The following is a 21,490-nucleotide window of genomic DNA, read 5'->3' as shown; positions in this document are numbered from 1 at the left end:
TCAGAAGCACAACTAGTTGAGCGGGCGTTCAAGCCAACTAACAGATCCCGCACGCCATTGGGCAGAGATGATTTACAGACGGAGGGCGACCAGCCTCATTGCTGAAGGCTAACCGCCTTCCGTGACCTATCTTACGTTTAACTGGGTCCGCCCCCGCAAGTGCGGGGGCGGACGGTCCACATTCCGGGAGCTTTACCCCCTAAATGTGAACTTTGTTACATGCGTGTGAAGCGCGGGTCACTACCGGAGCGTGATGAGGCCCGTGGCGTTGGTGCGTGCGGCCTCGAAGCGCTTGGCGACGTCGGCCCAGTTCACGATGTTCCAGAATGCCTTGACGTAATCGGCCTTGACGTTGACGTAGTCCAGGTAGAAGGCGTGCTCCCACATGTCCAGCATCAGCAACGGGGTGGTGCCCAGCGCGGTGTTGCCCTGCTGGTCGTACAGCTGCTCGATGACCAGGTTTCCGCCGATGGGCTCGTACGCCAGGAAACCCCAGCCCGAACCCTGCAGGCCGAGTGCCGCCGCGGAGAACTGGGCGCGGAAGGCGTCGAAGGAGCCGAAGGCGTCGTCGATGGCCGCTGCGAGCTCGCCTTCGGGCTTGTCGCCGCCGTCCGGGGAGAGGTTGTTCCAGAACACGGAGTGGTTGACGTGGCCGCCGGTGTGGAACGCCAGGTCCTTGGACAGGCGGTTGATGTTGGCGAAGTCGCCCTTCTCGCGCGCCTCGGCCAGCTGGGCCAGGGCGTTGTTGGCGCCGGCCACGTAGGTTGCGTGGTGCTTGCTGTGGTGCAGCTCCATGATGCGCGCTGAGATGTGCGGCTCCAGGGCAGCGTAATCGTAGCTGAGTTCGGGCAGTACGTACTCGGTCACAAAATCCTCCAATATCGTGGACACTCAGTCCGGTTGGTAACTCTCGGATTGTGCATCCGGGCGTCTGGCACCCGGAATCTTTTTGATTCTAGGGGGCTGTTACTCGTCCAGCATTTCCGGCGTCACATTGGCATCCGTCCCCGGGATGCCCAGGTCCTGCGCACGTTTGTCTGCCATGGCCAGCAGGCGCCGGATCCGTCCGGCGATGGCGTCCTTGGTCATCACGGGATCGGCGAGGCGGCCCAGCTCGTCCAGGCTGGCCTGCTTGTGCGCAACCCGCAGCTCGCCGGCGTACTTCAGGTGATCCGGGACGTCGTCGCCCAAAATCTCCAGGGCACGGTCCACGCGGGCCCCGGCCGCCACGGCGGCCTGGGCTGAGCGGCGCAGGTTGGCGTCGTCGAAGTTGGCAAGCCGGTTGGCGGTGGCCCGTACTTCCTTGCGCATCCGGCGTTCCTCCCACACCATCAGCGCGTCGTGGGCGCCCATGCGGGTGAGGAGGGCGGCGATGGTGTCGCCGTCGCGGATGACCACCCGGTCCACTCCCCTGACTTCGCGGGCTTTCGCCTGGATGTCCAGGCGGCGGGCGGCGCCTACAAGTGCCAGCGCGGATTCGGGGCCGGGGCAGGTGACCTCCAGCGAGGAGGACCGTCCCGGTTCGGTGAGCGATCCGTGCGCCAGGAAGGCACCGCGCCATACGGCTTCGGCATCTGCTGCGGAACCGTTGACGACGGCGGAGGGCAGCCCCCGGACGGGGCGGCCGCGCCCGTCGAGGAGGCCGGTCTGGCGGGCCAGCGCCTCGCCGTCGCGCACTACCCGGACGACGTAGCGGCTGGCACGGCGCAGTCCCCCGGCGGACACCACGATGATCTCGCTCTGGTGCCCGTAGACTTCGGCGATGGCAGCCCGGAGGCGGCGGGCGGTGGAAGCCAGGTCCACTTCGGCTTCGATGACGATCCGGCCGGAGATGATGTGGAGCCCGCCGGCAAAGCGGAGCATGGCGGAGACTTCAGCCTTCCGGACTGATGATTTCTTGATGTCCAGACGGGACAGTTCTTCCTTGACTGATGCTGTCAGTGCCATGGCACCTTCCTAACTGTTCCCAAAAATGTCGTTGTACGCCGTGGCCAGACGCAGGGGGTCATGGACGGGTCGGCGGCCCGACGCCCCTACTTTACCCAAGACCACCTCGGCGCCGATCATCGCGGCGGCCTTCTCGAACTCCTGCCGGTCAGGAACGGAGGCGGGGTCGGCCAGGACAACGTCGACGTTGAACTCCGGGGCGTACCGCCGCAGGACGTGCAGGTGGTCGGCCGCCGTCATGCCGGAAGTTTCCTTGGTGTCTGTCGCCAGGTTCATTGTCAGGCACCGCTTCGCCGGGGTGTGGCACAGCGCCTGCCGCATTTCGGGGAGCAACAGGTGCGGCAGCACGGAGGTGTACCAGGAGCCGGGACCCAGGATCACCCAGTCCGCGAGCTCGATGGCGCTCAGTGCTTCAGGGCAGGCCGGCGCCGCCTCTGGCAGGAGGCGCACCTGCTCCAACGAGCCCGCCACGGCGCAGCGTGCCTGTCCCCGGATGGTCTGCAGCTGTGACGTGCCGTCGGGAGCGGTGACCCGGACGTCGCCTTCGATGGTCAACGGCTGCGTGGACATGGGCAGGACCTGGCCGCGGGCGCCGAGCAGTGCGCCGGCCCACCGCAGTCCTGCGACCGCGTCACCCAGCAACTCCCAGAGGGTGACGATCAGCAGGTTGCCGGTGGCGTGGTCATCCAGCGAGCCGCCCGGTCCTTTCCCGGGACGGAAGCGGTGCTGCATCACATCGCGCCAGGTGCGTCCCCAGTCGGTGTCGTCGCACAGGGCAGAGAGCGCCATCCGCAGGTCCCCCGGCGGGAGGACGCCGTACTCGTCCCGGAGGCGCCCGGAAGAACCGCCGTCGTCCGCGACTGTGACGATCGCAGTGAGCTCCGAGGTGAGCAGGCGCAGAGCCGAGAGCGACGCGGACAGGCCGTGCCCGCCACCGAGGGCAACAACATTCGGGCCCTTATCGTGTTGGAAGGCCGCCGTTCCGGCAGGCGGAACCAGCGGCAGCGCCCCGGTGAAAAGCGACATTACTCGCGGCCCAGGTCCCGGTGCGTGGTGGTCACCGTGACCCGCGGGTACTGGGCCAGCTTCTTGGAGAGTTCGACGGCGACGGCCACCGAGCGGTGTTTTCCACCGGTGCAGCCCACGGCGATGGTGGCGTAGTGCTTGTTCTCGCGGCGGTAGCCGTCCAGGACCGGTTCCAGTGCCAGCACATAGCGGTCCACGAAGTTCTTGACGCCCTCGGCTTCGAGCACGTAGTCGCTGACGTCCTTGTCCAGCCCGGTGTGCGGGCGCAGCTGCGGCACCCAGTGCGGGTTGGGGATGAACCGGACGTCTGCCACGTAGTTTGAGTCCACGGGCAGGCCGTACTTGAAGCCGAAGCTCATAACGTTCAGCCGCAGGGCCACGGGCCCTGTTTCGCTGAAGAGTTCGGTGATGGCCGTGGCGAGGCCGTGAACGTTGTAGCCCGTGGTGTCCAGCACGACGTCGGAGCTGTCGCGCAGTTCCTGCAGCAGGTCGCGTTCGGCTGCGATGCCGTCGAGGATGCGGCCGCCGCCCTGTAGGGGATGGGGCCGGCGTCCTTGTTCGAACCGCCGGACCAGGACGTCGTCGCTGGCGTCGAGGAAAAGGACGCGGAAGGCGACGCCGCTGGCGGCCAGCGCGCCGAGGGCGGCGCGGATGTCGGCGAACAGTCCCTTGCTGCGGACGTCGATGACCACGGCCAGCCGCGGGATGGACTGCGGCGCGTGGGACACGAGCTCGGCGAGCGTGCCCAGCATCTGCGGCGGAAGGTTCTCCACGACGTACCAGCCGTGGTCCTCAAGCGCGTCCGCCGCCGTGCTGCGTCCCGCTCCGGACATCCCGGTGACCACCAGCAGTTCCGCTTCGAGCGGCTTGACGGGGAGCATCCCGTCCTGCCCTGCTCCGGATTCCGCCGTTGTGTCTGCCATTAAGTCCGCCCCGTTTCTGCTCTTGGTTTGTGGGCCGGCCCGCATCGGCCGACACCCCGCCCTCAACCCTAGCTAAGTTTCTTTGAACTCCGCGAAGTTTCAGCAGTGTCTACGAGGATTCGATGACTTCACCGGTGGTCATGTTGATGGCCGGTACGGTGGCTGCCTCCGGTCCGCCGGCGGAGAAATGGTTGACGATGGCGCTCGCGAGGGCAGGTCCGATCCCCTTCGCTTCGGAAAGTTCCGCCACTGAAGCGGCCTTGACGCCCTTCACGGATCCGAAGTGCGCCAGGAGGGCTTTCCGCTTGGAGGCGCCGAGGCCGGGAACGCCGTCCAGGGCGGAGACGGTCATCGCCTTCCCGCGCTTCTGCCGGTGGAACGAGATGGCGAACCGATGGGCCTCGTCGCGGATCCGCTGCAGCAGGTACAGCCCCTGGGATGTCCGGGGCAGGATCACAGGGAAGTCACTGTCCGGCAGCCAGACCTCTTCCAGACGCTTGGCCAGGCCCACGACGTATACGTCGTCGATGCCCAGATCTGCCAGCGCCCGGGCGGCGGCGTTGACCTGGGGTTTTCCGCCGTCCACCACCACGAGGTTGGGCGGGTAGGCGAACTTTGCGCGGGGCGCCGGCGTGGTGGTGTCCAGCAGGGCCGCGTCCGTGGCCGGATCCTGCTGCCCTGGCTCCACAAGCCCGGCTTCACGCTGGTCCGTTTCGTCCGCACTGGAGTTCAGGACGGCTTCGTCCACCTGCGCCGACTTGTCCTGGAGGTAATGGCGGAACCGCCGGGTCAGGACGTCGTGCATCGCGGCAGTGTCGTCGGTGGCCGCGGCGCCCGTAATCGAGAACTTCCGGTAATCGGACTTCTTCGGGAGGCCGTCCTCCACCACCACCATCGACGCCACGACGTTGGTGCCTTGGACGTGGGAGACGTCGAAGCATTCAATGCGCAGCAGGGGCACCGGAAGGTCCAGCGCCTCCTGCAGTTCCTGCAGTGCCTGCGACCGCACAGTGATGTCCCCTGCCCGGCGGGTTTTGTGCAGCTTCAACGCGTGCTCGGCGTTCTCGCGCACCGTGGACATCAGGGCGGCCTTGTCCCCGCGCTGGGGCACGCGGATGTCAACTTTGGCGCCGCGCATCCCGCCCAGCCACTCGGTCAGTTCCGCGGCGTTGCTGGGTGCGACCGGCACCAGGACTTCGCGGGGCAGCCGGCCATGGCCGTGCCCCTCGTCCCCGTAGACCTGCTGCAGGAGGTGTTCCACGAGGTCGGGGGTGGTGGAATCCTCCACCTTCTCAACCACCCAGCCGCGCTGGCCGCGGACCCGGCCGCCGCGGACGTGGAACACCTGCACGGCGGCCTCCAGTTCGTCCTCGTGCAGGGCGAAGATATCGGCGTCCGTGTCTTCGGCCAACACCACGGCATTCCGCTCAAAGACCTTGCGCAGCGCCGCGATGTCGTCGCGCAGCCGGGCCGCGCGCTCGTAGTTAAGCTCCGCTACCGCTTCCGCCATCTGCTTTTCGAGCTTGCCGATGAAGCGTTTGGCCTCCCCGCCCATAAAGGCGCAGAAATCATCCGCGAGGGCGCGGTGGTCCTCTGGCGAGATCCTGCCCACGCAGGGTGCCGCGCACTTGTCGATGTACCCCAGCAGGCAGGGCCGGCCGCTTGCCTCGGCGCGCTTGAAGACACCGGCGCTGCAGCTGCGCACCGGGAAGACGCGGAGCAGCGTATCCATGGTTTCCCGGATGGCTCCTGCGGTGTAGGGCCCGAAGTAGCGGGTGCCCTTCCTTCGGTCGCCACGCATGACCTGAACGCGCGGGTACTTTTCGCCCATGGTCACGGCGAGGTAGGGGTAGGTCTTGTCGTCGCGGAAGACGACGTTGAACCGGGGCTTGAATTCCTTGATCCAGGTGTATTCCAGCTGCAGCGATTCCAGCTCGCTGGCCACCACTGTCCATTCCACGCTGCTGGCCGCGTGGACCATCGCGTAGGTCTTGGGCAGGAGTCCGGCAGGGTTGGCAAAGTACGAATTCAACCGGGAGCGGAGGCTTTTCGCCTTGCCTACATAGATGACCCGCCCGTTGGGGTCACGGAACCGGTACACCCCCGGGTTGGTGGGAATTTCCCCCGTCTGGGGGCGGTAACTTGCTGGATTTGCCACCTATCCATTCTACTGAGGCTCACTGGCTACCTCTGCCACACCCAGCCTCCCCGTGCACGGCTGGACCTTGCGCGGGGCCAGCCGTTCCTACTCGGCGATCTTGCTCTGGTTGTAGCTGGTGGACCGCTCCTGGCCGCTGAGTTCAGCAATGGCGTCCATGATGCGGTCGGTGACTTCCCGGCGGGCCGGCAGCGAGTGGTCCGGCCCCGTCTTGTCGAAGTACAGGGGCTCCCCCACCTTCATGGTGAAGTGCTGCGGCCGGACGCCCTTCTCCCCGGCGCGCTGAAGGTTTTCCGTTCCGATCAAGCCCACCGGGATGACCGGGGCTCCGGTGGTCAACGCCAGCCAGCCCACGCCGGTGCGCCCACGGTAGAGGATGCCGTCCCGGGAACGGGTGCCTTCGGGATAGATCCCGATGCCCTTGCCCGACTCGAGGATGTCCAGCAGGGTCTTGAGCGCCTGGACGCTGGCGGCCTGCTCACCGCGTTCCACGGGGATGGAACCCACGGATTCGAAGAAGGACTTCATGACCTTGCCCTTGACGCCGCCAGTGGTGAAGTACTCGGCCTTTGCGAAGAACGCCACCGGGCGCGGCATCAGCGCCTGGACGATGACGCTGTCAAAGAAGGAAAGGTGGTTGGGTGCCACAATGAACGGACCGTCGGTGGGCACGTTCTCCAGTCCGATGACGGTGGGCCGGCAGGAGCCGGAGATCAAGCTTCGCGTGGTCCAGCGGACAGCATCAAAAAGTGCCATCGTTCGTCACCTCGCTCATGGCGGCAGTGTGGATTGCCTGCAACCGGTCGATGGTGGACACCAGTTCCGCGGCGGTTTCCACAACGCCTACAGCACCCGCCGTTTCCAGCTCACCGTCGGGGGCGAAGCCCCAGGCGACGCCGATGCAGTCCAGGCCGTTGGCGATGGCGCCCGCCACATCCTGGGCCCGGTCCCCGACCATCAGCGCGTGCTGCGTGCCCAGGTCCTTCAAAGCTGCGGCGATGATCTCCGTCTTGCCCAGCGGAACGCCTTCCACAGCGGATTCGTCATCTGCCGATCCGTGGATGCCGTGGAACAGGCCGTCGATCCCATGGTGCTCCAGGACCGTGCGCGCCAGGCCCTGGGGTTTCTGCGTTGCTACGGCGACCGGCCGGCCCGCGGCAACGAAGGACTCGAGGACCTCCCGGACACCCGGGTAGAGCCGGCTCTGGGCGATTCCGGTAGCCACGTAATACTCCCGGTAGCGGCGGATGACGTCGTCCAGGAGCTCCGCCGGTACCTGGGCCACGTTGAGCAGCGAGTCGCTCAGCTTGGGGCCGATCATCGCTTCGAGCAGGTCCTGGCCGGGAACCGGAAGCCCCAGCCCGCGAAGGGCCGAAGCAATTCCGTCTGTTATCCCACCGGCCGGATCGACAAGAGTGCCGTCCAGGTCAAAGATCACGGGCACTGTTGTTTGAGTCACCGGGTTAGTTTCTCACGACAGCACGCATGCCTGAAACTCGCATACCCGCCACGGAATACTTCGCTCCCTAGGGCAGGATTTCTGCGAGGAAAGTGGCAGTGTGGCTGGTGGTGGACTTGGCGAGCTGTTCGGGCGTACCGGCAGCAACGATCTGGCCGCCGCCCGAGCCGCCGTCCGGACCGAGGTCAACAATCCAGTCGGCACTCTTGATGACGTCCAGGTTGTGTTCGATGGTGATCACCGTGTTGCCTTTATCCACCAGGCCCTGCAGGACCATCAGCAGCTTGCGGATGTCCTCGAAGTGGAGGCCCGTCGTGGGCTCGTCCAGGACATAGACACTGCGGCCGTTCGAACGCTTTTGCAGTTCAGCGGCCAGCTTGACGCGCTGGGCCTCGCCGCCGGACAGCGTGGTGGCAGGCTGGCCAAGACGGACGTAGCCAAGGCCCACGTCAACGAGGGTGTTCAGGTGGCGCGCAATCGGGGGGAAGGCGGCGAAGAACTCCGCGCCCTCCTCGATGGGCATGTTGAGCACGTCCGCGATGGTCTTGCCCTTGTAATGCACTTCCAGGGTCTCGCGGTTGTACCGGGCCCCGTGGCACACCTCGCACGGAACATAGACATCCGGCAGGAAGTTCATTTCGATCTTCAGCGTGCCGTCGCCGGAGCATGCTTCGCACCGCCCGCCCTTGACGTTGAAGGAGAACCGGCCCGGAAGGTAGCCCCGGACCTTCGCTTCGGTGGTCTCCGCGAAGAGCTTGCGGATGTTGTCGAAGACGCCCGTGTACGTGGCCGGGTTGGAGCGCGGCGTACGGCCGATGGGGCTCTGGTCAACGTGCACCACCTTGTCCAGGTGTTCCAGTCCCTGGACGGTTTTATGCCGCCCGGCTACCTGCTTGGCGCCGTTAAGTTTGTTGGCCAGCACTTTGTACAGGATCTCGTTCACAAGCGTCGACTTGCCCGAACCGCTCACGCCGGTAACGGCGGTGAAGAGGCCCAGCGGGAACGCGGCGTCAACGTTGACCAGGTTGTTTTCCCGAGCGCCGATCACCTTCAGTTCACGCTTCTTGTCGTACTTCCGGCGCTTCTTCGGAACCTCGATCTTCTTGCGCCCGGACAGGTAGTCGCCGGTGAGTGACGCGGTGTTTTCCAGCAGTTCCTTGTAGGAGCCGGAGTGGACCACCTGGCCGCCGTGTTCGCCGGCACCGGGTCCGATGTCCACCACCCAGTCCGCCACGTGGATGGTGTCTTCGTCGTGCTCCACCACGATGAGCGTGTTGCCCATGTCCCGGAGCCGGGTGAGGGTGTCGATCAGGCGCCGGTTGTCGCGCTGGTGCAGCCCGATGGAGGGTTCGTCAAGGACGTACAGGACACCCACCAGGCCGGAGCCGATCTGGGTGGCAAGCCGGATGCGCTGGGCTTCACCGCCGGAGAGCGTGGCGGACGGCCTTTCCAGGTTCAGGTATTCCAGCCCGACGTCGAGCAGGAAGGTCAGCCGGGCCTGGATTTCCTTGAGCACCTGGTGCGCGATCTGGGCCTCACGGCCGGTGAGCACGAGGTTGTTCAGGAATTCGGCGCAGTCGCGCATGGGGAGGGCGGCGACGTCGGCAATGGACTTGCCGTTGATAAGCACCGACAGGGAAGCCGGGTTGAGCCGGGCGCCGTTGCATGCGGGGCAGGGGATCTGCCGCATGTACTCTTCGTAGCGGTCGCGGGCCCAGTCCGAATCCGTCTCGCCGTGCTTGCGGTGAACGTACTGGATGGCACCTTCAAATCCGGTGCTGTACTTCCGTTCCCGCCCGAACCGGTTGCGGTACTGCACAACAACCTTGTGGTCCTTGCCGTGCAGCACCGTCTGGCGGACGTCGCTGCCCAGCTTCTCCCACGGGGTGTCCATGGAGAAGCCGAGTTCTTTGGCCAGTCCTTCCAGGAGCCTGTTCCAGTATTCGGTGGTGGCAGTGCCAAGGGACCAGGGAGCGATGGCGCCTTCGGACAGGGAGAGTTCCGGGTTGGGAACGATGAGTTCCTCGTCCACTTCCAGCTTGGTACCGATGCCGCTGCAGGCCGCGCAGGCGCCGAAAGGGTTGTTGAAGGAGAACGACCGGGGCTCGATTTCGTCGATGGCCAGCGGGTGTTCGTTCGGGCACGCCAGGTTCTCGGAGAACGCCCGGAGCCGGTGCGGATCGTCAGCCTCCAGGTCCACGAATTCGGCGAGGACCCGGCCCTCGGCAAGGCCAAGGGCGGTTTCGATGGAATCGGTAAGCCGCTGGCTGATGCCTTCCTTGACCACCAGGCGGTCCACCACAACTTCGATGGTGTGCTTAAACTGTTTGCCCAGCTTTGGCGGGTCGCTCAGCTGGACCAGGTTTCCGTCCACGCGGGCCCGCGAGTACCCCTTGGCGGTCAGTTCCTTGAAGAGGTCGACAAACTCGCCCTTCCGGCCGCGCACCACCGGGGCGAGGACCTGGAAGCGGGTGCCCTCGTCCAGCTCGAGGAGCTGGTCAACGATCTGCTGCGGTGTCTGCTTGGCCACGGGCTCTCCACATACCGGGCAGTGCGGCCGGCCAACACGCGCCCAGAGCAAACGCATGTAGTCGTAGATCTCGGTGATGGTTCCCACCGTGGAGCGGGGGTTCTTGCTGGTGGACTTCTGGTCAATGGAGACGGCCGGTGACAGCCCCTCGATGAAGTCGACGTCGGGCTTGTCCACCTGCCCGAGGAACTGCCGGGCGTAGGCGGAGAGCGATTCGACGTAGCGGCGCTGGCCCTCGGCGAAAATGGTGTCGAAGGCAAGCGAGGACTTGCCGGAGCCGGACAACCCGGTGAAGACGATCATGGCGTCACGCGGCAGGTCCAGATCCACGTTGCGCAGGTTGTGCTCCCGGGCACCCTTGACAACGAGGCGCGAAAGGTCCGGGCGCTTCGGCGGCGCAGACTGGGCTACGGCGACTTCAACGGATTGGATGGCAGATTCTTCAGCTACGGCTTTAGGCACCCACTAATGCTAATCGAAAACTTCTTCGAACATCCACGCGGCAGCCCTCAGCCGCCGTCGTACGCTGCTGCCAGCAGCTGCACCGCCTCGGCGAACGACGCGCCCTGGGCCTTGGCCGCGGCAGCATAGGCTGCGGCAGCCTCGGAAAGTCCACCGAGACGTTCATCACGCGCGCACACCACCGTGCCGTTCCTCCCACGCGTGGCCACCACGCCGGCCGCCTCGAGCTCCTTGTACGCCCTGGCCACCGTATGCGGGGCGACGTCCAAACTCTCCGCGAGGGCTCTCACAGCGGGCAGGCGCGTGCCCGGCGGCAGCTTTCCGCCGTCTGCCAGATGAATGACCTGGAGCCTCAGCTGCTCGAACAGCGGTACCGAGCTTGCCGCATTCGGCTTCCATGATCCCGGAAAGCCGGCCGCCGCGCTCAAATGCCGGCCTCGAGAACGCCGGGCCGTCCCGCCTGCCGCGCGAACTGGGCGTTGTAAAGCCTGGTGTAATAACTGTTCGCGGCCAGGAGGTCCTGGTGGCTGCCCTGCTCGACGATGCGTCCGTGGTCCATGACCACGATTAGATCAGCGTCGCGCACGGTGGACAAACGGTGCGCAATAACAAAGCTGGTCCTGCCGCGGCGCAACCGCTGCATGGCCTGGCGGATCAGCAGCTCTGTCCTTGAATCCACCGAACTCGTTGCTTCATCGAGGATCAGCACCGACCGTCCGGCCAGCTGCGCCCTGGCGATGGTGATCAGCTGCCGCTGGCCCTGGCTCAACCCGTCGCCGCCGTTCTCCAGCACGGTGTCGTACCCGTGGGGCAGGGACCTGACGAAGCGGTCCACATAGCTGGCCTCCGCCGCCGACAGGATCTCGGCTTCCGTTGCACCGGGGTTTCCATAGGCGATGTTCTCCCGGATGGTGCCCGCGAAGAGCCACGCGTCCTGCAGCACCACACCGAACTGTTCCCGCAGGAGGTCCCGGGGAATGGCCGCGATGTCTGTCCCGTCGATGGTGATCCGTCCTGAACGTGGTTCGCAGAACCGCAGCAGGAGATTGATGACGGTGCTCTTGCCCGCACCGGTGTGCCCAACAATCGCCACCGTCCGGCCGGGCTCCACCGCAAAGGTGAGGTTTCGGACCGCCGGCGCTGCCTCCTGATAACCGAAAGTCACGTCATCGAAGACGATGCGTCCGGGCGTCGCGGCCACTTCACCTGCTGCCGGCGGATCGGCGGGCTCCTCCCCCGCATCCAGCAGGGCGAAAACACGGGCTGCGGAAGCCGCGCAGGACTGCATGAGGTTCAGCATGCCTCCGATCTGGCCAACAGGCTGGGTAAAGAGCCTGCTGAACTGGATGAAGGCCTGGATGCCGCCGATGGTCATGGCGCCGGCGATGACCTGGAGGGCCCCGACCACTGCCACGGCGATGTAGTTGAGGTTGGACATCAGGACCATCAGTGGCTGCACAACCCCGGCTGAATACTGCGCCCTGGTGGCGGCCCGTGCGAGCCGCTCGTTGCTCCGGGCGAAGACTTCCGCAGCCTGTGACTGCTGCCCGAACGCCTTGATGACCTCGTGGCCGGTGACGAACTCCTCCACTTGTGCATTCAGTTCGCCGGTTTCGGTCCACTGCCGGGCGAACTGGGCCTGGGACTTCCTGGCCACGAGCACGGTAATGAGAGTGGAAAAGGGAACCGTCGCGATCGCAATTGCCGCCAGCAACGGCGATATCCACAGCATCATGGCCAGCGAACCGCACAGCATCAGGAAGGACATGATCAGTTGTGTGAGGAGCTGGTTCAGCGCCTGGGTGATGTTGTCGATGTCGTTAGTGGCACGGCTCAGGACATCGCCCCTGGAGCGTTCCCGGAAGTAGTGCACCGGCAGCCGGTGCAGTTTTTCCTCCACTGATTCCCGCAGTCCGTACATCAGGCCCTGCACCGAGTGGGCGGATAATGCGCCTTGGATCCAGTTGAAAAGGGAAGCGCAGGCATACATCAGCGCCACGGCCCCGAGGAGGACTCCGAGCCCTTCCTGGTCCAGGGCGCCGCGGAGGACGCCTTCAACCACGACGTCGGTGGCGTCACCGAGATACTTGGGCGCGGCGACGTTCAGCCCCGCGAAGGCGCAGGTGGCGGCAACGGCGCCCAGCATGCGCAGGCGAAAGGGCCGCAGCAAGGCAAGAAGCCGGCGTGCGGTGGGCCAGAACCTTTCCGGAGTCTGCTCGACGGCGGTTGCCTCCGTCATGGGCGTCCGTCCAGTGCCAACTGGGACTCGGCTATTTCCCGGTAGGTGGAGGATGTTTCCAGCAACTCCTGGTGTGTTCCCTGCCCGACGAGCCGGCCGCCGTCGAGCACCAGGATCAGGCCCGCGTCTTCAACGGCAGAAATACGCTCGGCGACCACTATGACCGTGGCGGCGGCCAGCGTGGTCTGCAGCGCCTGCCTCAGCCTGGTGTCCGTGTCATAGTCGAGAGCGGAAAAACTGTCATCGAACAGGTACAGGGAAGTCTTGCGGAGCAGTGCGCGGGCAATGCACAGCCGCTGCCGCTGGCCTCCCGAGAGGTTGGTGCCGCCCTGGCCAAGGGGCGTGGCAAGTCCCAGCGGCAAGTCCCGCATAAAGCGCATGGTCTGGGCAGTTTCGAGGATCTCCCAGAGTTCCTCGTCCGTTGCGTCCGGGGCAGCAATGCGAAGGTTGTCGGCGATGGTGCCGGTGAAGAGGTGCGAGTGCTGGGGAACTATTGCCATGGAGGCGCGCAGCGTGTCCAGGGAAACGTCCTTGATGTCCACGCCCCCCAGGCTGATGCTTCCGGCTGTTGAATCAAGGAAGCGCGGGATCAGGTTGAGGAGGGTGGACTTCCCACTGCCGGTGGAGCCAACGATCGCCGTTGTGGTGCCCGGGCGTGCGGTGAAGCTGATGCCGGCAAGGACGGGCTCCTCTGCACCCGGATAGGAGAAGCCCACTTCGCTGAACGCCAGGGTCCCGGGAGGCACAGCGCCTGCTGGTTGAACGGCAGGGCCGGTCGCGGGACTGTCCCCGGTCTTTGGGTGAAGGGGTTTTGGGTCCAGTGGTTCCCGTACTGACGGCTCCATGTCCAGGACGGCGCTGATCCGCTCCGCGCAGACCGCTGCGCGCGGTGCCGTCATCAAGACGTACATCGACATCATGATGGCCACCAGGATCTGCAGGATATAGGCGATGAACGCTGTCAGGGCTCCGAGGTTCATCAGGCCGACCTGGATCCGGTGCCCTCCGAACCACACCACAGCCACGGAGGAAATGTTGACCACCAGCATGACCAGCGGGAGCATGCCGGCAACCAGCAGCGCGGACTGGAGGTTATTGGCAGTGAGGCTGCTGTTGACCCGGGCGAAGCGGCGCACCTCCCGGTCCTGGCGGACAAAGGACCGGATCACACCGGCGCCGATGATCTGTTCGCGAAGGATTCCGCCGGCGCGGTCCAGCAGATCCTGCCCTTCCCGGTAGAGCGGGATCAGCCTCCGGACAATGAGGTACATGATCAGCAGGAGCAGCGGCACAATGACGATCACCACCGATGACAGCGCCACGTCCTGCTGCAGGGCCAGGACCACGCCCCCCACCCCCATGGCCGGCCCGGCCACCAGCATGGTGAACACCAGCACAGCGAACGCCTGGACCTGCTGGGTGTCGTTGGTGGCACGGGTGGTCAGGCTCTGGGTCCCGAAAACCGCAACGTCCTGGGAGGACAGCGACTGGATCCTGGCAAAGATTTCCCCCCGCAGCTGTTGCCCCATCCTCATCGCAACAACCGCGCCGAGGTATCCCGCTGCGACGGCGGCGGCCGCCTGGAGAATCGCGATCACGGCCATCACCGCGCCCAGGCGGGAGATCACGTCGGTCTGCCCAGTGACGATTCCGTCGTCAATGATCGCGGCGTTGACTGTGGGCAACAGGAGGTTCGCCGCGGCCTGAACCAGCTGCAGGAGGACGATGGCGGTCACGGCGGGCTTGTGGTCCGCCAACAGCCGCCTCATTAATGCAATCAGCACCATACCTCCACTGCGGTCAGGGAAGCCGCCATAGGCGGTAGCGGCCTCCCCCAACGGCCCATCCCGCAATTGTAAGCCACATCACTTACGCTCCGTGTCACACGCCATGACGACTTTGTAGAGAACATCCAACGAATGGACGTTCCTCAACCGTTTCTGCGCCCTACGGCGAAAATCCTGCGGAAGGGAAAGACGGTTCCGTGCGGGCCGGCAGGGTAGGCCTTCCGGAGGGCAGCGGCATATTCGGCCTCGAAGTCGGCGCCCTCCTCCGCCGGCAGAACCGCCAGGACGGGCCGCAGGGCCGTACCGCGGACCCACTCCAGGACCGGGTCCGGGCCGGGCAGCACCTGCTGGTAGGTGGTCTCCCACGCGTCCGCCGCGAAGCCGGCGTCGAGCAGTATTCGAAGGTAGTCCGCCGGTTCACCCACCGACTCACCGCCCAGCAGGGCCCCCCGGAGCTTGGGCGCCCACCGGGAAGACCCGGCGAGCTCCCTCATCAGCGCATGGGACGGTGCGTTGAAGTTTCCCGGAACCTGCATGGCAAACCATGAGCCCGGACGGAGCGCCGCCAGCCAGGAACGCATCATGTCCCGGTGGCCGGGAACCCACTGCAGGGCCGCGTTGCTCACCACTACCCCGGTCTCCGCGGATGGCATCCACTCAGCTATGTCCATGAGGGCAAACCGCAGCGAGGGCGTCCCCTGCGCAACTGCCTCCGCTTGGGCCAGCATCTCGGCCGAGGAGTCCAGCCCGACGACGTCGGCTTCAGGCCAGCGCTCCGCGAGGGTGGCTGTGAGGTTTCCCGGCCCGCATCCCAAGTCAACAACCTGCGCCGGCGACTCAGCGTCCACCCTGCCCGTCAGGTCGAAGAACGGCCGATGCCGGTGATCGCCGAACTGGACGTATTTTGCCGGATCCCATTTCATGTCATCTGTCTCCACGTTCTGGTTCTGCAGGTACGCCGAAGCCTAACCCGGGGGCGGCGGATTACCGGCCGCGTCAGGGCACTAAGCTGGAAATCAATGAAACTCGTTGACCAGCTGCCCCTTCTGCCCGCCCGGGACCTGCCCGCTTCCGCCGTCGAACCTGACGCCCTGTACACCCGGTTCGTTGAGTGGACGGAAAGCCGGGGGCTGGAGCTGTACCCCGCACAGGACGAAGCAATTATGGAGCTGGCTACGGGGGCCAACGTCATCCTGGCCACGCCCACCGGTTCCGGAAAGTCCCTCGTGGCCATAGCCGCGCACTTCCAGGCCATGGCCCAGGGCCGGCGAAGCTACTACACGGCGCCGATCAAGGCGCTGGTTTCGGAAAAGTTTTTTGCCCTCTGCGAGATTTTCGGCGCCGAGAACGTGGGCATGATCACCGGCGATTCCGGTGTCAACCAGGACGCCCCCATCATCTGTTGCACGGCCGAGATCCTGGCCAACACGGCGCTCCGCGAAGGGGCTGCAGCGGAGCTGGGCTCCGTGATTATGGATGAGTTCCACTTCTACTCGAACCCGCAGCGCGGCTGGGCATGGCAGGTGCCCCTGCTGGAGCTCCCCCAGGCACAATTCCTCCTGATGTCCGCCACGCTGGGGGACGTCAGCAGGTTTGAAGAAGGACTGACCGAGCTGACCGGACGGCCCACCACCACGGTGAGCTCCGCGGAGCGGCCCATTCCGCTGCATTACTACTACCACGAGACCCCTGTCCACGAGACGCTCGAGGAACTGCTCTCCACGAAGCAGGTGCCGGTGTATGTGGTGCACTTCAGCCAGATTGAGGCGATCGACCGCGCGCAGACGCTGATGAGCATCAACGTCTGCACCCGCGAGGAGAAGGACAGGATCGCCGAGCTGATCGCCAACTTCCGTTTCGCCGCGGGTTTCGGCAAGACGCTCAACCGCCTGGTCCGGCACGGCATTGGAGTGCACCACGCGGGCATGCTCCCGAAATACCGCCGGCTGGTGGAACAGCTGGCGCAGGCAGGCCTCCTGAAAGTCATCTGCGGCACGGACACCCTGGGCGTGGGCATCAACGTGCCCATCCGCACTGTGCTCCTGACCGCCCTGAGCAAGTACGACGGCGTGCGCACCCGGCTGCTCAACCCGCGTGAGTTCCACCAGATTGCCGGCAGGGCCGGACGGGCAGGCTACGACACCGCCGGGACCGTGGTGGTCCAGGCCCCCGAGCATGTCACGGAGAACGTCAAGGCGATGGCCAAGGCCACCGCCAAATTCGGAGACGACCAAAAGAAGCTGCGCCAGGTGGTGAAGAAAAAGCCGCCGGAGGGCTTTGTGTCCTGGGGCGAACCCACGTTCAAGCGGCTGGTCGAATCGGTGCCGGAACCTCTCACGTCCAGCTTCACCGTGACGCACGCCATGCTGATGAACCTGATGGAACGGCCCGGCGACCCCTTTGCCGCAGCCCGCCGCCTCCTGACCGAAAACCACGAGTCCCGGTCCTCGCAGCTGCAGCTCATGAAGAAGGCCCTGGGCATCTACCGTGAGCTGCTGGCCGCCGAGGTGGTGGAGCGCATCCCGCCCGAAGAGCAGGGGACCGACGGCCGTACTGTCCGCCTTACCGTCCACCTGCAGCCCAACTTCGCACTGAACCAGCCGCTGTCCCCCTTCGCCCTGGCCGCGCTGGAGCTCCTTGACCCGGAGTCGCCGTCGTACGCCCTGGATGTGGTGTCCGTGATCGAGGCGACGCTGGAAAAGCCGCGCCAGATCCTGTCCGCGCAGCAGAAAAAGGCCCGGGGTGAAGCAATAGCGGCCATGAAGGCGGACGGCATCGAGTACGACCAGCGCATGGCGATGCTGGAGGAAGTGACGTACCCGCAGCCCCTGGCCGGGATCCTGACCGAAGCCTTCGAGGTGTACCGCAAGGCCGCCCCGTGGGTGGGCGATTTCGAACTGGCACCAAAATCCGTGGTGCGGGACATGTACGAGCGGGCCATGAACTTCGGCGAGTTCGTGCAGTTCTACGGCCTGGCACGCTCGGAAGGCATCGTCCTGCGGTACCTGGCGGATGCCTTCAAGGCACTGCGGCAGACAGTGCCGCAGGACATGCTGCGGGAAGACCTGGAAGACCTCAACGCGTGGCTGGGCGAGCTGGTCCGCCAGGTTGACTCCAGCCTGCTGGACGAGTGGGAGGAACTGACCTCGGGCGCGGCACCCACCCCGCATGATGCACCGCCGCCTCCGCCGCCTTCGCTCACCTCCAACATCCGCGCCTTCCGGGTGATGGTCCGCAATGAGATGTTCCGGCGGGTGGAGCTGTTTGCGGATGAGGACGCCGCAGCCCTGGGCGAACTGGACGGCGCTGCGGGTTGGGACGCCGACCGCTGGGAAGACGTCCTGGATGACTACTTCGACGAGCACAACGACATCGGCACGGGCCCGGACGCCCGCGGCCCCGGGCTGCTCATCATCACCGAGGAGCCCGGAGTGTGGAAGGTCCGGCAGATCTTTGACGACCCTGCGCGGAACCACGACTGGGGGATTTCCGCCGAGGTGGATTTGGAGGCCTCGGATGAAACCGGAACAGCCGTGGTGCGGGTAACAGATGTGAACCGGCTCTGACTGTCCCCGCCGCCCCGCTTTGGGGGCGGGCTGACAGCGGCGGCACGGTCCGGCGGTAAGCTCGAACAATGAGTGTAATCCGCCCTGCAACCCCGCACGACGTCCCCGCGATCCTCCGCATGATCCATGAACTGGCGCACTATGAGAAGGAACCGGACGCAGTCCGCAACACTCCGGAGATGCTGCAGCACGTTCTCTTCGGCGAGAACCCGAGGGTCTTTGCAGCCATGGCTGAGAACGATCACGGCGACGTTCGCGGCTTTGCCCTGTGGTTCCTGAACTACTCAACGTGGGAAGGTGTCCACGGGATCTACCTGGAGGACCTTTACGTCAGCCCGGAGGCGCGGGGCGAGGGGCACGGGAAGGCGCTGCTGCAGCACCTGGCCGGCATCGCCGTCGAGAACGGCTATGCGAGGGTGGAGTGGAGCGTGCTGGACTGGAACGAGCCGTCCATCAACTTCTACCGCCGCCTGGGCGCCCGGCCCATGGACGGCTGGTCCACCTTCCGCCTCACCGGCGATGCGCTCGAGCGGTTCGGCAGCGCTGTGCAGTTCGGCAACCCTGTGCAGGCCACCGCCAATGGCTGACGTCGGGGTGGCCGCTACACGCAGGCAGGTGCGGCACGAGGTTCGTGCCCGGCATGAATTCCGCGGCATGCGAACGGTTGAGCACTTCTTTACGGTGCCGTTGGACCATTTCGCATCCTCCCCCGATCCGGAAACCATCACGGTATTCGCCCGCGAATATGTTTCGGCCTCGCACAGCGAGGAGGAAGCCGCGGAGCTGCCGTGGCTGCTGTTCCTGCAGGGCGGTCCGGGCGGGCGCGGCAACAGGTTCGGTTCACTGGGAGGCTGGAGCAAGGCCGCCGCCAAGGACTTCCGGATCCTGATGCTGGACCAGCGCGGCACGGGGCTGTCCACCCCCCTTGACCGAAACACCCTGCCCCTGCGCGGCACGGCTGAACAGCAGGCCTCCTACCTGGAGCACTTCCGGGCTGATTCGATCGTGGCCGACGCCGAACTGATCCGGGGTGCACTGGGCTCGGGCCCCTGGAGCATCTACGGGCAGAGCTATGGCGGCTTCTGCGCGCTCACCTACCTCTCGTTTGCCCCTGAAGGCCTTCGTGAGGTGCTCATCACCGGTGGCCTTGCCCCGCTGACCGGCTCCGCTGACGACGTGTACCGCGCCACTTTCAAGCGCGTGGCCGCGCGGAACGCGGAATACTTCGGTTGGTACCCCGAGGACCGGGCCACCGTTGAGCGGATTGCGCGCCATCTGCGGAACACCCCGGAGTTCCTGCCCGACGGCGGCCCCCTCACCGTGGAGCGCTTCCAGATGGCGGGGGCGTTCCTGGGCGGCAACACCAGGGTGGACAGCCTGCACTACCTGCTGGAGGATGCGTTCATCGGGTCCGCCGGGGGCAGCGGGCTTTCGGATCCTTTCCTGGAACAGATGCAGGGGATCGTGTCCCGCCGCTCCAACCCGTTGTATGCCCTGATGCATGAGTCCATCTACGGACAGGGTGGGGCCACTGACTGGTCTGCCTGGCGGGTACTGCGTGAGTTTCCGGAGTTCGCGCCGGACGCGGATCCACTGCTGCTCACCGGCGAAATGGTGTACCCGTGGTACTTCGACCAGGACCCCGCGCTGCGGCCCCTGGGCGAAGTGGCAGGGCTGCTGGCAGTGAAGGCGGACTGGAAACCCCTCTACGACGTCAATCAGCTGGCCGCCAACACTGTTCCCGTAGCCGCGGCCGTGTACTCGGATGACATTTACGTGGACCGAAACCTGTCCCTGGACACGGCGTCGGCCGTCCACGGACTGCAGGTGTGGGAGACGAGGGACTTCCATCACGACGGAATTGCCGACGACGGTGAGGGGATCTTTGCCCGCCTGCTGGGTATGGCACGCGCCGGCACCTGACGTTTGCGCCTTAGCTAGGGCACCAGCGTCCCCCGGCGGCGCGCCATAACCGTTACCGCTGCCGCGGCCAATACGGCCACTCCCACCAGGGCTCCTGCCATGTTCAGCCCCAGGTAGCCGGCCTGGCTCAGCACCAGGCCGGACATGGCGCCGCCAAATGCGCCGGCGATCCCCATGAGCATGTCCGAAACACCCTGGACCACCACACGGGAGTCCTGGCCGACGCTCTCAGCCAGGAGCGTGGAGCCGGAGATCGTGGACGCGGACCAGCCCAGGCCCAGCAGGACCAGCCCCACGGCGACTGCGACGGTGGAGCCCTGGCCGAAGCCGGCAACGGCGACGGCGGTGATCAGCAGGCCGCAGCCGATCATGATGGTTTCGGTCCTGCCTGCCTTATCGGTCAGCCAGCCCATCACGGGTGACAGCGCAAACATCCCCGCGATATGCAGCGAGATGGTGAATCCGATGATCACCAGCACATCACCCGACGCCGTGTGGCCGGCATGTGACGCTGCCGGCCCTTCGACGAGGTGCTGCAGGTGCAGCGGCGTCATGGACATAACACCCACCATCACAGCGTGGGCCCCGACGACGGCGGAAACAGCGAGCAGTGCCATCCGGGAATTGCGGATGGCCCGCATCCCCCGGGCCAGGGACCCGCCCCGGATTGAAGGGGGCGGGACGCTCAAAGCTTCGGCCGTGGCACTCCCCGGTACTGGAGTGACTGCTTGGGCGGGAGCCGCCGCGGCTGCGAGGCTGCGTGCGAGCAGCAGGGGGTCGGGTCTCAGGCCGGCGAAGAGCAGCACGGTGGCCACGAGGAGCCCGGCCCCGGAGATCACGAACGGACCAGCGACGGGCGGCAGGCCGAGCGCCTCGCCCACCACGGTGCCTGGCTGGATCAGGTTGGGCCCGGCCACCGCGCCGACTGTCACTGCCCAGACCACCGCGGACAGGGACCGTCCCCGGTGTTCGGCGTCTGCGAGGTCTACGGCGGCGAACCGCGCCTGCAGGCTTGCGGCAGTACCAACTCCGATACCGGCCGCACCGAGCACCAGCAGGAAGAAGACTCCCCAAACAATGGACAGCACCATCAGCAGGGTGCCCAGCAGTGCGGCCGAGAGTCCCGCCACCTGGCCAATGCGGCGTCCCCGGCGGTCAGCCAGGGACGCAAGGGGCAAGGCAGCCAGTGCGGCACCCAACGTCATTACCGTAGCGACGGCACCCGCCCACGCGCTTGATCCGGACAGCTCGACGGCCAGGATGGAACCGATGGAAACGGTGGCCCCGGTTCCGATCCCGCCAAAGATTTGGGCTGCACTCAGCAGCACCACGGTGCGGCGTTGCACCTGGCGCACTCCGCTTTCCGTCATCAGGGTGCCGGCCATGATCAGAGCTTAGTCCTCGGCGCCGGGCTCCCACAGGGGTCAAATTTAAGCAACGATCCCGGCCGCTCGGAGCGGCCGGGATCGT

At 65.8% G+C, this 21,490-nt stretch carries 16 protein-coding genes; 3 read left to right on the top strand and 13 right to left on the bottom strand.

Annotation, left to right across the window (positions count from 1 at the left end; all coding sequences use genetic code 11):
• Positions 1 to 240 precede the first annotated feature (240 nt).
• The 12 genes from G6R19_RS06645 to G6R19_RS06590 all read right to left on the bottom strand — a co-directional run bounded on the left by G6R19_RS06645 (position 241) and on the right by G6R19_RS06590 (position 15,454).
• Positions 241 to 867, bottom strand: coding sequence for a superoxide dismutase (locus tag G6R19_RS06645; RefSeq protein ID WP_163163531.1), 627 nt, complete (start codon positions 865 to 867; stop codon positions 241 to 243).
• A gap of 99 nt (positions 868 to 966) precedes the next feature.
• Positions 967 to 1,947 carry a DNA-binding protein WhiA gene (whiA, locus tag G6R19_RS06640; protein ID WP_163163529.1) on the bottom strand — a complete coding sequence of 327 codons (981 nt, stop codon included), beginning with the start codon at positions 1,945 to 1,947 and terminating at the stop codon, positions 967 to 969.
• 9 nt (positions 1,948 to 1,956) lie between these two features.
• A complete protein-coding gene (gene yvcK, locus G6R19_RS06635) occupies positions 1,957 to 2,973 on the bottom strand; it encodes a uridine diphosphate-N-acetylglucosamine-binding protein YvcK (RefSeq protein ID WP_163163527.1) in 1,017 nt (338 codons plus the stop codon).
• A complete protein-coding gene (rapZ, locus tag G6R19_RS06630) occupies positions 2,973 to 3,896 on the bottom strand; it encodes an RNase adapter RapZ (RefSeq protein ID WP_163163525.1) in 924 nt (307 codons plus the stop codon). The genes yvcK and rapZ overlap by 1 nt, the downstream gene beginning before the upstream one ends.
• A 109-nt stretch (positions 3,897 to 4,005) precedes the next feature.
• Positions 4,006 to 6,054, bottom strand: coding sequence for an excinuclease ABC subunit UvrC (uvrC, locus tag G6R19_RS06625; RefSeq protein ID WP_163163523.1), 2,049 nt, complete (start codon positions 6,052 to 6,054; stop codon positions 4,006 to 4,008).
• Positions 6,055 to 6,141: 87 nt separating this feature from the next.
• Positions 6,142 to 6,810 carry a lysophospholipid acyltransferase family protein gene (locus tag G6R19_RS06620; RefSeq protein ID WP_163163521.1) on the bottom strand — a complete coding sequence of 223 codons (669 nt, stop codon included), beginning with the start codon at positions 6,808 to 6,810 and terminating at the stop codon, positions 6,142 to 6,144.
• Positions 6,797 to 7,513: an HAD hydrolase-like protein gene (locus G6R19_RS06615; protein WP_163163519.1), complete on the bottom strand. Its 717-nt coding sequence runs from the start codon at positions 7,511 to 7,513 to the stop codon at positions 6,797 to 6,799. Before G6R19_RS06615 ends, G6R19_RS06620 begins: the two co-directional genes overlap by 14 nt.
• 67 nt (positions 7,514 to 7,580) lie before the next feature.
• On the bottom strand, positions 7,581 to 10,505 hold the full coding sequence (uvrA, locus tag G6R19_RS06610; RefSeq protein ID WP_163163517.1) for an excinuclease ABC subunit UvrA: 2,925 nt from the start codon (positions 10,503 to 10,505) through the stop codon (positions 7,581 to 7,583).
• Positions 10,506 to 10,552: 47 nt separating this feature from the next.
• Positions 10,553 to 10,933 carry a GntR family transcriptional regulator gene (locus G6R19_RS06605; RefSeq protein ID WP_163163515.1) on the bottom strand — a complete coding sequence of 127 codons (381 nt, stop codon included), beginning with the start codon at positions 10,931 to 10,933 and terminating at the stop codon, positions 10,553 to 10,555.
• Positions 10,930 to 12,744 (bottom strand): ABC transporter ATP-binding protein, encoded by a 1,815-nt coding sequence (locus G6R19_RS06600; protein ID WP_163163513.1) that lies wholly within the window; start codon positions 12,742 to 12,744, stop codon positions 10,930 to 10,932. The genes G6R19_RS06605 and G6R19_RS06600 overlap by 4 nt, the downstream gene beginning before the upstream one ends.
• A complete protein-coding gene (locus tag G6R19_RS06595; protein WP_205484279.1) occupies positions 12,741 to 14,513 on the bottom strand; it encodes an ABC transporter ATP-binding protein in 1,773 nt (590 codons plus the stop codon). The genes G6R19_RS06600 and G6R19_RS06595 overlap by 4 nt, the downstream gene beginning before the upstream one ends.
• A gap of 161 nt (positions 14,514 to 14,674) precedes the next feature.
• Positions 14,675 to 15,454 (bottom strand): trans-aconitate 2-methyltransferase, encoded by a 780-nt coding sequence (locus G6R19_RS06590; RefSeq protein ID WP_163163511.1) that lies wholly within the window; start codon positions 15,452 to 15,454, stop codon positions 14,675 to 14,677.
• A gap of 96 nt (positions 15,455 to 15,550) precedes the next feature.
• On the opposite strand from G6R19_RS06590, the gene G6R19_RS06585 reads away from it, so the two are divergent.
• The 3 genes from G6R19_RS06585 to G6R19_RS06575 all read left to right on the top strand — a co-directional run bounded on the left by G6R19_RS06585 (position 15,551) and on the right by G6R19_RS06575 (position 20,020).
• Positions 15,551 to 18,097, top strand: coding sequence for a DEAD/DEAH box helicase (locus tag G6R19_RS06585; protein ID WP_163163509.1), 2,547 nt, complete (start codon positions 15,551 to 15,553; stop codon positions 18,095 to 18,097).
• 68 nt (positions 18,098 to 18,165) lie between these two features.
• Positions 18,166 to 18,684: a GNAT family N-acetyltransferase gene (locus G6R19_RS06580; protein WP_163163507.1), complete on the top strand. Its 519-nt coding sequence runs from the start codon at positions 18,166 to 18,168 to the stop codon at positions 18,682 to 18,684.
• Complete coding sequence (locus G6R19_RS06575) at positions 18,677 to 20,020, top strand: alpha/beta fold hydrolase (RefSeq protein WP_163163505.1); 1,344 nt, start codon at positions 18,677 to 18,679, stop codon at positions 20,018 to 20,020. The genes G6R19_RS06580 and G6R19_RS06575 overlap by 8 nt, the downstream gene beginning before the upstream one ends.
• A gap of 14 nt (positions 20,021 to 20,034) precedes the next feature.
• On the opposite strand, the gene G6R19_RS06570 is transcribed toward G6R19_RS06575, so the two are convergent.
• Positions 20,035 to 21,405: an MFS transporter gene (locus G6R19_RS06570; RefSeq protein WP_163163503.1), complete on the bottom strand. Its 1,371-nt coding sequence runs from the start codon at positions 21,403 to 21,405 to the stop codon at positions 20,035 to 20,037.
• Between the last annotated feature and the right edge of the window lie 85 nt (positions 21,406 to 21,490).

It is taken from the genome of Arthrobacter sp. Alg241-R88, from assembly GCF_900537115.1.
Lineage (GTDB): Bacteria > Actinomycetota > Actinomycetes > Actinomycetales > Micrococcaceae > Arthrobacter.
The sequence above is the reverse complement of the archived record's forward strand: the minus strand, read 5'-3'. Positions and strand labels throughout refer to the sequence as shown.